Raw genomic sequence first — 12,940 nt, forward strand, 5'->3', positions numbered from 1 at the left:
CGTCGGCTGTCAGCGCCGGTCGGCGGCCCGGCCGACCCGGACGGCGTTGGCCCCGTCGGTCTGCACGCTCGCGTCGACCGCCTCGACCACGTCGCTGCCCAGCTCGGTGAGCCGGTGCCCGACGCCGGCCCAGGCTCGCAGCACTGTCTGCTCGAACCCGCTGTAGTTGCGCTCGAAGGCGGCGCCGATGTCGTCGCGACCCCAGGGCCGGGCACCGCTGGCGGCCTCGATCGCGCTGCCCTCCGCCGCCCGACGGGCCGTCACCGCCTCGCCGGCGAGCGCCAGGTCGGCACCGCCCCGGCGGGCCCGGGACGGATCAAGCCAGAGCTGCCCGTCGGTCATGGCTTCGCCTCACCTTTGCCGAGTACGGCGTCGGCCCGACCGAGCAGAGTGGCGTAATCGCCGGTCTTGAGGAAGTCCGTCGCCCCGGAGCCGGCCGGCATGCTCTCCGCGACGAGGTCGCGGGTGGCGTCTGCGGCGGCCGTCGCGGCGGTCCGGATCGTTTCGGTGACCTTTCGGCCGAGCGCGTCAGCGTCGCGGTCCCGGTAGACGGCCGGCGTCAGCGCGACCTCGATCAACTGGCCCTGCGCGCCCACTGTCGCCGTCACCTGCCCGTCGGCCGACCGGCGGGTCACGCGCAGCGCGGCGAGTCGCGTCTGGAGGGTGTCCAAACCGGATCTGAGCTGCTGGTATTGCCCATAAACGTCGTCGAATCGGGCCCGTAGCTCGCGATTGACGCCCCGATCTGCCTGTTCGTCCACCGCCGCCCTCCCGTCACCGTCGGTAGAGCGAAACAATACCGGCCGCCATCGATCCATGTAGTCCGGTAGTTTCGATGCGTGATCGACCGTCAACAGGCCGAGCAGCTCGCGGCCACCTGGGCCCGCCGTGACTCGCAGCGCCTCGGCCACGAGTGCACAGCGATGGTCGACGAGTTCGACCTGGGGTGGGTCATCACGTCCGTCGTGCCCACCGAGGTGCGCACGGTGCCGGGTGACCTGCCGACGACAGTCATCGACAAGCAGACCGGCACGGTCACCACCTGGCCCCGGGTGCCGAGCACCGTGGTGGCGGAGCTGTACCGGCGTAGCCAACCCACCGGGCCGACAGCTCCCCGCACTCTCGACCCGTCGAGCCTGCTGGTCCGGGAGATCCATCGGGGTGCCACCCCGAACACCGCCGCGCACCTGACCATCGACGGACGGATCTGGACGGCCCAGGGCACGAAGGCCGACGTGCCACTCAACCATCACCCGCTGGTCCGCGACTATCTCGACCAGCTGCCCCCCGGCGAGCTGGTTCGTGGCGGGGCGGCTCACGCCGAGCTGATAGTGGTCTCCGACGTCCTGCACGAGTACGACCACCGGCGCGCCGCCGAGGGCATCGCGCCGATGGGGCGGGCCGAGGCGGCGGCGCTGCTGGAGGGCGCGCGCTTCGAGATCTTCCGGATCCGCGAGCCGGGCGATCCCGCTGGTGGGCCCGCCGAGCGGCCCTGCGACTCGTGCATCGCCTTCCTGGTGCGGGCGAACGTCCTGCCGGAGTCCGCCCGCGCCTACACCGAGACCTGGACCGCGCCGAAGGTGCCGGACCCCGATCCTGGGCGGTTCCCCGCAGAGGTCGCGAACGCGCTGGTAGCGGCCGGTTGGCGGCCACACATCGGGGATCAGATCATGGCCGCCGCCGCCGTACGGGACGTCACCTCGGTGCCGGGGCGCAACAATCGGCACGAGGTCTTTCCGGCCGCCGTGGAGGCGCTCACCGCGTTCCCCAGCCTGGTGGGCGCGCGGCGGGGCCGGGGCGAGCAGGTGTGGATCTCCCGTTTCGACATCCGCCCGCACACCATCGCGCACACCGCAGACACCCTCGCGGACTTCGGCGCGGTGCTCGGCGTACGCCTCTTTCCGATCGGCACCGAGCAGCAGGACAGCATCCTGGCGGTGGACGAGCGCGGCCGGGTCTTCGCGCTCGACCAGGCCGGCGAGTGGTTCCTCGGCGACACCATCGACGCCGCGCTGACCACCCTGCTGCTCGGCCGCGCCCCCGCCCGGGTTCGCGACGACGGCACCTGGCAGGCCGACTAGCCCGGCAGTGTTGCCGGCCTAGAGCGCGAGGCCGGTGAGCACCATGACCCGGGGCTCGGTGTAGTCGTCCATCGCGCTGCGCAGCCCTTCCCGGCCGACGCCGCTGCCCTTCACCCCGCCGTAGGGCATCTGGTCGGCGCGGTACGACGGCACGTCACCGATGATCACCCCGCCCACCTCCAGCGCGCGGGCAGCGGCGAAGGCGACGTCCAGGCGCCGGGTGAAGACGCCGGCCTGCAAGCCGTACGCCGAGTCGTTCACCGCTGTGAACGCGGCCTGGTCGTCGGCGACCGGGGTGACCACCAGCACCGGCCCGAACACCTCCTCGGCCACTACCTTTGCGTTCGCCGGCACGCCGGTGAGGACGGTCGGGGGGTAGGTCGCGCCGTCGCGGAGGCCGCCCACCTCGACGGTGCCGCCGGCGGCGACGGCCTCGGCCACCCACGTCTCGACCCGGCGGGCCGCGTCCTCGGTCACCATCGGCCCGACGTCGGTCAGCTCGGACGCGGGGTCTCCGGTGCGCAGCCCCCGCACCGCCGCCACCAGCCGGGGCAGGAAGTCGGCGTACCGGGCGTGGTGCACGTACACCCGCTGGACGGCGATGCACGACTGGCCGGCCTGGTAGTTGGCGAACGTCGCGATGCGCTGCGCGGCGAAGTCCAGGTCCTCGTCGGCGGTCCAGTCCGCACAGAGCACCGCAGCGGCGTTGCCGCCCAACTCCAGCGTCACGTGCTTGTTCGGCGCGGCGCGACGGATGGCCGCGCCGACCGGCCCGGAGCCGGTGAACGACACCACCGGTAGCCGGGGTTCGGTGACCAGTTCGGCGGCGCGGTCGTTGGGCAGCGGCAGCACCGAGAACATCCCGGCCGGGAGGTCGGTCTCGGCCAGCAGTTCGCCGAGCAGCAGCGCGGTCAGGGGCGTCGCGGGCGCGGGCTTGACGATGATCGGGGCGCCGACGGCGATGGCCGGCGCCACCTTGTGGGCGACGAGGTTGAGCGGAAAGTTGAACGGTGTGATGCCCAGCACCGGCCCGCGCGGCGCCCTGCGGACCAGGGCGATCCGCCCGCCGGCAGCCGGGTCGGTGTCGAGCCGTTGCAACTCGCCGGAGAAGCGGCGGGCCTCCTCGGCGGCCCAGCGGAAGGTCGACACGGCCCGCCCGACCTCGGCGCGGGCCCACTTGAGCGGCTTGCCGCTCTCCGCGGTGATCAGGGTCGCGATCTCGCCCGCGCGCTCGGCGAGCCGCCGGGACACGTGGTCGAGGGCCGCCGCGCGGGCGTGCGCGGGCAGGGCCGCGGCCTGCGCGGCCACCCCGGCCGCCGCGGCGACGGCGGCGTCGACCTGGTCGGGGGTGGCGAATGTGGTACGCCCGACCGGGCGGCCGTCGTACGGGTGGTGGACTGTCAACTCACCCTCGCCGGTGGCGGGGCGGGAGGCGACGAAGAAGGCTGCGGGCTCCACGCCGAGCAGAGTAGCCGAGCGATCAGCCGACGGAAACAGTCGCGATAACCCTTGTCTGCCGCGAATTCAGTAGCGAAGATGGCAGAGAGATTGCGATAACCGCCGCAGAATCGCGCCCCCGGCCCCCTCGGAGTGATCCCTCATGAGTGACCAGCAGCAGCTGCGCAACTTCGTCAACGGCTCCTACGTCGACCCGTCCGATGGCGGTTACGCCGACCTTGTCGACCCCTGCACGGGTGAGGTGTTCGCCCAGGCCCCGGTCTCCGGCGCCGCCGACGTGGACGCGGCGATGAACGCCGCCGCCACCGCGTTCGAGAGCTGGCGGGACGTCACCCCCGCCGAGCGGCAGCGGGCACTGCTCAAGCTCGCCGACGCCGTGGAGGCACGCGCCGCCGAGCTGGTCGACGCCGAGGTCCGCAACACCGGCAAGCCCCGCCAGCTCACCGCCGAGGAGGAACTTCCCCCGGCGGTGGACCAGTTCCGGTTCTTCGCCGGTGCCGCCCGGATGTTGGAGGGGCGGTCCGCCGGGGAGTACCTGGCCGGGCACACCTCCTACGTGCGGCGTGAGCCGATCGGCGTCTGCGCGCAGGTCACCCCCTGGAACTATCCGCTGATGATGGCGGTCTGGAAGATCGCCCCCGCGCTCGCCGCCGGCAACACCGTGGTGCTCAAGCCGTCAGACACCACGCCGGTGTCGACGCTGCTGCTCGCCGAGATCGCCGCCGAGTTCTTCCCGCCGGGGGTGTTCAACGTGGTCTGCGGCGACCGGGACACCGGTCGTACCCTCGTGTCGCACCCGACCCCGCAGCTGGTGTCGATCACCGGCTCGACCCGCGCGGGCATGGAGGTCGCCGCCGCGGCGGCCCCCGACCTGAAGCGGACCCACCTGGAGTTGGGCGGCAAGGCCCCGGTGGTGATCTTCGACGACGCGGACGTCGAGGCGGCGGCCGAGGCGATCGCGCTGGGTGGTTACTTCAACGCCGGGCAGGACTGCACGGCGGCCACCCGGGTGCTGGCCGGCCCCGGCGTCCACGACGACTTCGTGGCGGCGCTCGCCGAGCAGGCCCGCAACACGAAGACCGGCGCCCCGGACGACGCCGACGTGCTCTACGGCCCGCTGAACAACGCCAACCAGCTCACCCGGGTCAGCGGCTTCGTGGACCGTCTGCCGGACCACGCGGCGATCCAGACCGGCGGGTCCCGCCACGGCGAACGCGGCTACTTCTACGCGCCGACGGTGGTCTCCGGGCTGCGTCAGGCCGACGAGATCATCCAGGACGAGGTGTTCGGGCCGGTCATCACCGTGCAGCGCTTCTCCGACGAGGACGAGGCGGTGCGCTGGGCCAACGGCGTCGACTACGGCCTGTCCGCGTCGGTCTGGACGCGCGACCACGGCCGGGCCATGCGGATGACCCGCCGACTCGACTTCGGCTGCGTCTGGGTCAACACGCACATCCCGTTCGTCTCCGAGATGCCGCACGGCGGCTTCAAGCACTCCGGGCACGGCAAGGACCTCTCGGTCTACAGCCTGGAGGACTACACCCGGATCAAGCACGTCATGCACAACATCGAGGGCTGAACCGTGAGCGCGAGGAGTGAGCCGGGTCTGCGAGCCCCGCGGTCGCGAACGACAAGCGGCGCCGCGCCGACGTCCGAGGAGCTGCACAAGCGGCGCGGCGACGCCGTGGCCCGGGGTGTCGGCAGTGTGATCCCGTCCTACGTGGACCACGCGTCCGGCGCGACGATCACCGACGTGGACGGCCGGGAGTGGATCGACTTCGCCGCCGGCATCGCCGTCACCAGCGTGGGCAACTCGGCACCGAGGGTGGTCGAGGCGGTCCGGGCGCAGGTGGAACGATTCACCCACACCTGCTTCATGGTCGCGCCGTACGAGTCGTACGTGGCGGTGTGCGAGCAGCTCAACGCGTTGACGCCCGGCGGGTTCGCGAAGCGCTCGGCGTTGTTCAACTCCGGCGCGGAGGCGGTGGAGAACGCCGTCAAGGTCGCCCGGCACGCCACCGGGCGGCCGGCGGTAGTGGTGTTCGACCACGCGTACCACGGTCGGACCAACCTGACCATGGCGTTGACAGCGAAGAACATGCCGTACAAGCACCGGTTCGGGCCGTTCGCCGGGGAGATCTACCGGGTGCCGATGTCGTACCCGCTGCGCGATGGCGGGCTCTCCGGCGCGGAGGCGGCGGCCCGGGCGATCGAGATGATCGAGAAGCAGGTCGGCGCGGAGAGCGTCGCCGCGCTGCTCATCGAGCCGATCCAGGGCGAGGGTGGCTTCGTCGTACCCGCGCCGGGTTTCCTGCCCGCGCTGCGGGAGTGGGCGACGGCGGCCGGGGTGGCCTTCGTCGCCGACGAGATCCAGACCGGTTTCTGCCGCACCGGGGACTGGTTCGCCTGTCAGCACGAGGGCGTCGAACCCGACCTGGTGGCAGTGGCCAAGGGCATCGCCGGTGGCCTGCCCCTCGCTGCGGTGACGGGTCGGGCCGAGCTGATGGACGCCGTGCACGTCGGTGGGCTCGGTGGCACGTACGGCGGCAACCCGATCGCCTGCGCCGCCGCCCTGGCCACCATCGAGACAATGCACGAGCTGGACCTGGCCGGTGCGGCCCGACGGATCGAGTCGGTGCTGGTCCCCCGGCTGCGGGCCGTCGCCGAGCGGGATCCCCGGGTCGCCGAGGTACGCGGCCGGGGCGCGATGCTCGCCGTGGAACTGGTGCTGCCGGGCACCCTCACCCCCGACCCGGTCGCCACGGCGGCGATCTCGGCGGCCTGTCACGCCGCCGGCCTGCTCACCCTGACCTGCGGCACGTACGGCAACGTGCTGCGCTTCCTGCCCCCGCTGGTGATCTCCGACGAACAGCTCAGCCGGGGCGCGGACCTGCTCGACGCCGCCTTCGGCTGAGTGGCTGAGTGGCTGAGGGGCCCGGTGCACGGGCCCCTCCGCCGAGGTCAGCGAAGCACTTCGACAGTGTTGCGGCGCACCAGGTTCTTGCCCGGCTCGCGAATCTGTTCCATCGCTGCGGAGTTGAGCAGCACGCAGCTACCCGACGGGCCGGTCACCGTCACAGTGGTCGCCCGGTTGTTGTCAAGGTTGGTCACCCGCAGCCGGGTGCCGACCGGGAACTGTCCGCTGGTCGCCGCCGGTCCGGCCGCCTCCTCGAAGAAGGTGATCGCCCCGGAGCACGCCGACCGGGGCGCCGGGCCGGGCGCGCCGGGAGACGCGGCGCCCGGACGGACGGTGCCGGGGGCCGGAGCGCCGGCGGGCGGGGCAGCGCCGTCGACGCGTTCCACCACGTTGCGGCGGATCACGTTCTTCCCCGGCTCGCGGACCAGCTCCATGGCCGCCGCGTTGAGCAGCACGCAACTGCCCGACGGGCCGGTCACCGTCACAGTGGCAGCCCGGTTGTTGTCCAGGTTGGTCACCCGCAGCCGGGTACCCACCGGGAACCGGTCGCTGGTCGCCGCCGGTGCCCCACCCTCAGCGGAGAAGGTGACCGAGCCGGAGCAGACCGACGACCGCGCCGGGGCCGTGTCGGCGAAACCGAAGCTGGTCCCCACCGACACGCCCACCGCGGCGAGCACCGCCACGCTCGCTGCCAGCACGTGCCTGCGCTGCACCCTCATCGCCGTCACTCCCGTCCTCGGTGGTGTCCTTCACTCACCGGTACGGACCGGAGCGTCCTACCGTTCAGCCGGCACGGGTATCGATCGTGCGGCGGCCAGGTCCACCGGCCCGTACCGGGTGCGCGGGGCCCCGGTGATCAGCGCCCAGTAACGGTCGCCGTACGACCAGTGCCACCACTCGGTCGGGTAGTTGACCATCCCCGCGCCGCCGAGGGCGTCCACCATGATCTGCCGGTGCCGGCGGGCGGTGCCGCCGATCGCCGGCGCGTCGGTGAAGCAGGCGTCGGCACTGTCCTCCGGGGTGGCGTCGATGGCAGTGCCCAGGTCCAGTTCCACACCGTCGTCCGTGCAGATCGTCAGGTCCACCGCGCCGCCCGTGCTGTGCGGGGCCACCTCGACCGGTGAGACGAACTTCGTGGTCTCCCGGTGCAGCCGCTGCGGCGACCAGTCCGGGTGCCGCCGGCGCAGCTCGTCCCGGTAGCCGGTGAAGATGGCCAGTTGCGCCTGGTACGGCCGGTAGCCCTCGACCACCAGCAGGCGCAGCCCACCGGGCAGGGCACGCTGCGCGGCGAGCAGCCGCTCCACGACACCGGCCCGCAACCTTGCGTACGCCCCGGCCGGGTCGGCCGCCCGGCCGTCGAGCCGCAACTCCGGCAGCTCACGCAGGTCCACGAACTCGTCGCCGTCGTCGGCGCTGGGCACCGCCGCCACCCGGGGGTCGGAGAGCAGGATCATCGGATGCTCCCCGCCGTGCTCGCCGACCGTTCCGCATGCCGGAGCCGGGCCAACTCGACGAGTCGGTCCACCACCTCCCGATAGCTGACCCCGACGGCAGCCCACACCTTCGGGTACATCGAGTGCGCGGTGAAGCCGGGCATCGTGTTCAGCTCGTTGACGTACAGCTCACCGGTCGTCTCGTCGTAGAAGAAGTCGACCCGGGCCAGACCCCAACCGCCGATCGCGGCGAACGCGCGCAGCGACAGCTCGCGGACCCGAGCGCTCACCTCGTCCGGCAGCACGGCGGGGACGATCATCGGGTCGGCGTCGCCGAAGTACTTCTGCTGGTAGTCGAACCAGCCGCCGCTGACCTGCACCTCGCCCACCGCCGACGCCTCGGGACGCCAGCCACCGAGCACCGCGCACTCCAACTCCCGGCCGGCGACGCCCTGCTCGACCATGACGAGTTGGTCGTGGCGAAGCGCCTCCTCCACGGCGGCGGCCAGGTCGTCACCCTCGCCGACGCGGGAGATGCCGATCGACGAGCCCATGCTGGCCGGCTTGACGAACAGTGGCCGGCTCAGCCCGGTCACCAGCTTCTCCGGGTCGTCGACAGCCCGGTAGGTGTGCGCGTCGAACGACACGTACGGGGTGACGGGGATGCCCTCGGCGCGCAGCGCCCGCTTCATCGCCACCTTGTTCATGCCGACCGCCGAGGCGAGGATGCCGCACCCGACGTACGGCACGTTCAGTGACTCCAGCAGCCCCTGCACCACCCCGTCCTCGCCGTACGGGCCGTGCAGCACCGGGAAGACGACGTCCAGCTCGGCGTGCACAGCGCCGGGGGCATTACCGGCGGACACCTGCACGACACCCGGACGAGGACCGGCCCGCAACTCGACAGCCGGACCGGTCACCACCAACTGGTCGTCGATGGCCCGCTCGCCGGCCGGTCGGTCGCGCAACTCGGCCAGCAGCGCGTCGGGCATCAGCCGGAAGCCGCCGCCGCGGGTGACGCCGATGGCGACAGTGCGGTAGCCGCCACCGGCGAGCGCCCGGGCCACCCCGAGCGCGGAGGCACAGGAGACCTCGTGCTCCGCCGACGGTCCACCGAACAGGATTCCGATCCGAACCGGCGCGCTCACGCCACCGCCCCTTCCTCAGCCAGGTCGGCGGATCGCGGGGCCATCAAGCGGGCCACCAGCGCCTCCTCCACGTTCCCGCCGGTCAGCACCACGCCCACCGTCCGCTGCCGGTCGGCGTCCGGCGGAAGCCGGAGAGCGCCGGCCAGTCCCGCCGCCCCGGACGGCTCGGCGAGCACCTTGAGCTCCGTCAGGATCAGCCGGAACGCCGCCGCGATCTCGTCGTCGTCGACCCGGACGACAGCGCGCAGCGTGTTCCGCACGATGGCGAACGGCAGCTCCCCCACGCAGGACGGCCGCAGCCCGTCCGCGATGGTGGGCGCCGGCGACACCGGCACGCGTACACCTGCGGCGAGGCTGCGGGCGAGCGAGTCGCAACCCACCGGCTCCACGCCGTACACATCGATGCCGGACCCGGCGGCGGCCAGGCACGCGCCGGCCACCCCGCCACCACCACCCACCGGTACGACAAGCGCGTCCAACGGCGTCCCCGCGCGCTCGGCGTCCTCGATCAGCTCCAGGCTCGCGGTGCCCTGCCCGGCGATCACGTCCGGGTGGTCGTACGCGTCGACGACCGGGTGGCCGCTCTCGTCGCTGAGCCCGTTGGCCACCGCCACCCGCTCCTCGACGCTGGTGCCGGCGAACACCACCCGCGCTCCCGCAGCACGCGCCCGGTCGACCTTCGTCGATGCCGCGTCGACAGGCAGCACCACTGTCGCCGCGAGCCCGTGCTGCCGCGCCGCCAACGCCACCGCCACCGCGTGGTTGCCGGTGCTCTGCGCGATCACCCCGGTGTGGCCGGCCACCGCGAGGCGGCCGACCGCCCGCAGGGCGCCCCGCATCTTGTACGAGCCGCCGTTCTGAAGGTTCTCCGCCTTGAGCAGGACCCGCGCCCGGGCAAGCTCGTCGATCACCGGGGAGCGCAGCACGGGGGTACGGACCACGCGGCCGGAAAGCCAGCGGCTGGCCTCCTCGACATCGGCCCGGACCTGGCCAACGGTGCGTGTCATCGTCTCTCCTTTTTCGGGCACACCACAGGCGGGATCCAGCGGTACGTGGACCCCGGTGACTGAGGGTGGAAGTGTCAGGTCAAGGTGGGTAGCTGAACGTCGACCCGTAGGCCGCCGTACTCGGCGGGCCGGGCCGCGATGATGCCGTCGTGGGCCTGGGTGATCGAACGGGCGATGGCCAGGCCCAGGCCGGCCCCACCGCCCTGCGAGGTCCGGTCCCGGGCGAGTCGGCGGAACGGCTCGAACAGACCGGCCACCGCCTCGGCCGGTACGGGCTGACCGGTGTTCACCACCGACAGCGCGGGCACGCCGCTCACCACGACGGTCAGTGAGCCGCCCGGCCGGTTGTACTTGATCCCGTTCTCCACCAGGTTGGTGACCAGGCGTTCCAGCAGCACCCGCTCACCGACGACGACCCGGGGTACGAGATGGGTCTCCACTGTGATCCCGGCTTCCCGGGCCCGGTCCAGGTATCCAGCCAGCACCGCCTCGACGATCGTGTCCAACCGCTGCGGTATCCGCGATCGGAGGCCCTGGTCGCTCTCGCTGAGCGCGAGCAGGCCCTCGATCAGTCGTTCGTTGCGCTCATTGGTCTCCAACAGCTGACTGGTCAGCAGCTCCAACTGCTCACCGGTGAGCGCCCTGGCCATACCGACCTCGATGAGCGTCCGCTGCACGGCGAGGGGCGTCCGCAGCTCGTGCGAGGCGTTAGCGGCGAACCGCCGCTGCCCCTCGTACCCGGCGGAGACGCGTTCCATCATCTCGTCGATCGCCCGGGACAGCCGGGCCAGCTCATCGCTGCCCCGGGGCCGAATCCGGTGACCGAGGTTCTGCGGGCCGAGATGCCCGATCGGCCCGGCCAGGTCAGCGACCGGACGCAGGCACCACACAGCGGCGAACCAGAGGCCCCCCAGGACGGCCACCGTCACGAGCAGCACAGCCACCAGGGGAAGCATGAACGCACCCGGCCGCACGTTGCCGCACACCGTCGCCAACCCGGGCACGGGCAGATCACAGAGCTGCTGCCCCCAGGTCCAGGTGAACCCCGACAGCCACTTCCCCATCGCCGGCAGTACCGGACCGGCCAGCAGCGCCAGCAGCCCCACCAGCAGCACCCGACGTCGGGGCGTCCAGCTCACGCCGCGCCGCCGATGCGGTAGCCGGCCTTCGGAACGGTGTGGATGATCGCGGGATCGCCGAGCTTTTTACGCAGGGTCATCACGGTGACCCGTACGGCGTTGGTGAACGGGTCCGCGAACTCGTCCCAGGCCTGCTCCAACAACTCCTCGGCGCTGACCACCTGGCCGTCCGCGCGGAGCAGCACGTGCAGCACAGCGAACTCCTTCGGGCTCAGCGCGAGGGGACGGCCGTCCCGGGTGGCCAGGTGCCGGCCCACGTCCAACGCCAGGCCGTCCCGGGCGAGCACCGGTGGCAGCGCCGGCGTGGACCGTCGCCCGAGGGCCTGCACCCGGGCCACCAGCTCGGCGAAGGCGAACGGCTTGGTCAGGTAGTCGTCCGCGCCGAGGCCGAGACCCTCCACCCGGTCCCGGATGCCGGCCGCCGCTGTGAGCAGCAGCACCCGGGTGCCGACCTGTGAGTCGGCGATGCTGCGGCACACCTCGTCGCCGGTGTGTCCGGGCATGTCCCGGTCCAGCACCGCAACGTCGTACCGGTTCACCCCGACCCGCTCCAGCGCACCGTCACCGTCGTAGCAGACGTCGACGGCCATCGAGAGACGTCGCAGCCCTTCGGCCACCGTGTCCGCCAACAACCGCTCGTCGTCCGCCACCAGCACCCGCACGTTTTCCGCTCCCCCGAGTTCGGCTTGCCCGGCATACCGTCGCAGGCCCGGGTTAAGGGTTCTGTAAGCACCCGTCGCAGCCATCCTCCACGCGGGTGTCCAGCGGGCAAACCACCGCAAGCCAGTCTCGGTCGACTTCGTGCCCGTGTCAGTTCATCTGGGTCGTCCGTCCCCACCGACCACGGAGATTGCCATCCAAAGATGAGCTGCCTCACAAGAGACCCCACCCCGTGCCCTCGCCCTGAAGTCCACCCCGCCCCGCCCCGCCCCGCCCCGCCCCGCCCCGCCGATCTTGCACTTTGTGTTGCCCAAATGTCCCGATGGCGTTATTCGTCGAGGCAGAAAGTGCAAGATCGACGGGGGCGGGGCGGGGTTAGGAGAGGGCGGCTCGGATGGTGGCTTTGATGTGTTGGGGGCGGCGGTAGAGGTCACGATCGGTGAAATAGCGCATCCGCCAACCGGCCGCATCCAGCCAGTTGACCCGTTCCCGGTCGTGCCTGAGCCGGTCGCGGTCCAGGTGCGACAGTCCGTCGTACTCGATGCCGATTCGGTGTTCGCGGTAACCCAGGTCGAGCCGGTACAGGGGGATGCCATGGCGGTCGGCCACCCATAGTTGCGGCTCCGGCGGGGGCAGCCCTCCGTCGATCAGGATCAGTCGCAACTGGCTTTCCTGTCGGCACTCCGCCCGACCGTCCGCCAGCGGTATGAGTTGCCGGGCCTGGCGCACACCACGCAATGCGTTGTGTGCCGCAACCTCGGCCAGCAGGTCGTCCTGGGTGACCAAGCCCGACCGGAGCGCGGCGTCGAGCACCGGGAGTGCGTCGAGCCGCCGAACGGCGCGAGCCAGGTCGACTGCACAGCGAGCCGCTGGCACGCAGGGCAGATCTCCAACGAAGACGGGCCGAGCGGGTAGGACCGTCCGGTGGACTATCACCCCGGGCAGACGCGGCTTTTGCACCTCGGCGGGCAACTGGATGTGAATCAGATCGTCGCGCAGCACCCCGAAGCCGTATCGGCGAGCGGCACTCTGCCCCGCCAACATCGCCCCATCGGGTAGCCGGAGCATCAGTGCACGCAGCGTGTCATCGTCGCTGC

General features: G+C 71.9%; 13 protein-coding genes. 3 read left to right on the forward strand and 10 right to left on the reverse strand.

The genetic code is table 11. The features are described from left to right. Positions 1–9: 9 nt before the first annotated feature. Positions 10–342 carry a hypothetical protein gene (locus tag MED01_RS00870; RefSeq protein ID WP_238666609.1) on the reverse strand — a complete coding sequence of 111 codons (333 nt, stop codon included), beginning with the start codon at positions 340–342 and terminating at the stop codon, positions 10–12. Beyond that, positions 339–761 carry a YbaB/EbfC family nucleoid-associated protein gene (locus MED01_RS00875; protein WP_238666610.1) on the reverse strand — a complete coding sequence of 141 codons (423 nt, stop codon included), beginning with the start codon at positions 759–761 and terminating at the stop codon, positions 339–341. Before MED01_RS00875 ends, MED01_RS00870 begins: the two co-directional genes overlap by 4 nt. A gap of 78 nt (positions 762–839) precedes the next feature. On the opposite strand from MED01_RS00875, the gene MED01_RS00880 reads away from it, so the two are divergent. Next, positions 840–2,081, forward strand: coding sequence for an SUKH-3 domain-containing protein (locus MED01_RS00880; RefSeq protein ID WP_238666611.1), 1,242 nt, complete (start codon positions 840–842; stop codon positions 2,079–2,081). An 18-nt stretch (positions 2,082–2,099) separates the two neighbouring features. Here MED01_RS00880 and MED01_RS00885 read toward each other — a convergent pair whose 3' ends face one another. Next, a complete protein-coding gene (locus MED01_RS00885) occupies positions 2,100–3,539 on the reverse strand; it encodes an aldehyde dehydrogenase family protein (RefSeq protein ID WP_238666612.1) in 1,440 nt (479 codons plus the stop codon). A 142-nt stretch (positions 3,540–3,681) separates the two neighbouring features. Here MED01_RS00885 and MED01_RS00890 point away from each other — a divergent pair, with 142 nt between their 5' ends. Both MED01_RS00890 and gabT read left to right on the forward strand, forming a co-directional pair. Next, on the forward strand, positions 3,682–5,118 hold the full coding sequence (locus MED01_RS00890; protein WP_238666613.1) for a gamma-aminobutyraldehyde dehydrogenase: 1,437 nt from the start codon (positions 3,682–3,684) through the stop codon (positions 5,116–5,118). A 27-nt stretch (positions 5,119–5,145) separates the two neighbouring features. Further along, positions 5,146–6,453, forward strand: coding sequence for a 4-aminobutyrate--2-oxoglutarate transaminase (gene gabT / locus MED01_RS00895; protein ID WP_238666750.1), 1,308 nt, complete (start codon positions 5,146–5,148; stop codon positions 6,451–6,453). A gap of 47 nt (positions 6,454–6,500) precedes the next feature. On the opposite strand, the gene MED01_RS00900 is transcribed toward gabT, so the two are convergent. From MED01_RS00900 to MED01_RS00930, 7 genes are all read right to left on the reverse strand, one after another. Next, a complete protein-coding gene (locus MED01_RS00900) occupies positions 6,501–7,175 on the reverse strand; it encodes an RlpA-like double-psi beta-barrel domain-containing protein (protein WP_112622053.1) in 675 nt (224 codons plus the stop codon). Positions 7,176–7,232: 57 nt separating this feature from the next. Then, the gene (locus MED01_RS00905) at positions 7,233–7,910 is read right to left on the reverse strand and encodes a M15 family metallopeptidase (protein ID WP_238666614.1); all 678 of its coding nucleotides are present in this window, start codon (positions 7,908–7,910) and stop codon (positions 7,233–7,235) included. Then, positions 7,907–9,037 carry a D-alanine--D-alanine ligase family protein gene (locus tag MED01_RS00910; RefSeq protein WP_238666615.1) on the reverse strand — a complete coding sequence of 377 codons (1,131 nt, stop codon included), beginning with the start codon at positions 9,035–9,037 and terminating at the stop codon, positions 7,907–7,909. The genes MED01_RS00905 and MED01_RS00910 overlap by 4 nt, the downstream gene beginning before the upstream one ends. Then, a complete protein-coding gene (locus tag MED01_RS00915) occupies positions 9,034–10,044 on the reverse strand; it encodes a threonine ammonia-lyase (protein WP_238666616.1) in 1,011 nt (336 codons plus the stop codon). The genes MED01_RS00910 and MED01_RS00915 overlap by 4 nt, the downstream gene beginning before the upstream one ends. A 74-nt stretch (positions 10,045–10,118) precedes the next feature. After that, complete coding sequence (locus MED01_RS00920; protein WP_238666617.1) at positions 10,119–11,183, reverse strand: sensor histidine kinase; 1,065 nt, start codon at positions 11,181–11,183, stop codon at positions 10,119–10,121. After that, the gene (locus MED01_RS00925) at positions 11,180–11,845 is read right to left on the reverse strand and encodes a response regulator transcription factor (RefSeq protein WP_238666618.1); all 666 of its coding nucleotides are present in this window, start codon (positions 11,843–11,845) and stop codon (positions 11,180–11,182) included. Before MED01_RS00925 ends, MED01_RS00920 begins: the two co-directional genes overlap by 4 nt. Before the next feature lie 373 nt (positions 11,846–12,218). After that, a complete protein-coding gene (locus MED01_RS00930) occupies positions 12,219–12,845 on the reverse strand; it encodes a DUF559 domain-containing protein (RefSeq protein WP_238666619.1) in 627 nt (208 codons plus the stop codon). Between the last annotated feature and the right edge of the window lie 95 nt (positions 12,846–12,940).

This window comes from Micromonospora alfalfae (assembly GCF_022230925.1).
Taxonomy (GTDB): Bacteria; Actinomycetota; Actinomycetes; order Mycobacteriales; family Micromonosporaceae; genus Micromonospora; species Micromonospora alfalfae.

Coding starts and splice junctions, on each gene's coding strand:
- MED01_RS00870 (WP_238666609.1), bottom strand. CDS start 342: ATGACCGACGGGCAGCTCTGGCTTGATCCGTCCCGGGCCCGCCGGGGC.
- MED01_RS00890 (WP_238666613.1), top strand. CDS start 3,682: ATGAGTGACCAGCAGCAGCTGCGCAACTTCGTCAACGGCTCCTACGTC.
- MED01_RS00900 (WP_112622053.1), bottom strand. CDS start 7,175: ATGAGGGTGCAGCGCAGGCACGTGCTGGCAGCGAGCGTGGCGGTGCTC.
- MED01_RS00905 (WP_238666614.1), bottom strand. CDS start 7,910: ATGATCCTGCTCTCCGACCCCCGGGTGGCGGCGGTGCCCAGCGCCGAC.
- MED01_RS00915 (WP_238666616.1), bottom strand. CDS start 10,044: ATGACACGCACCGTTGGCCAGGTCCGGGCCGATGTCGAGGAGGCCAGC.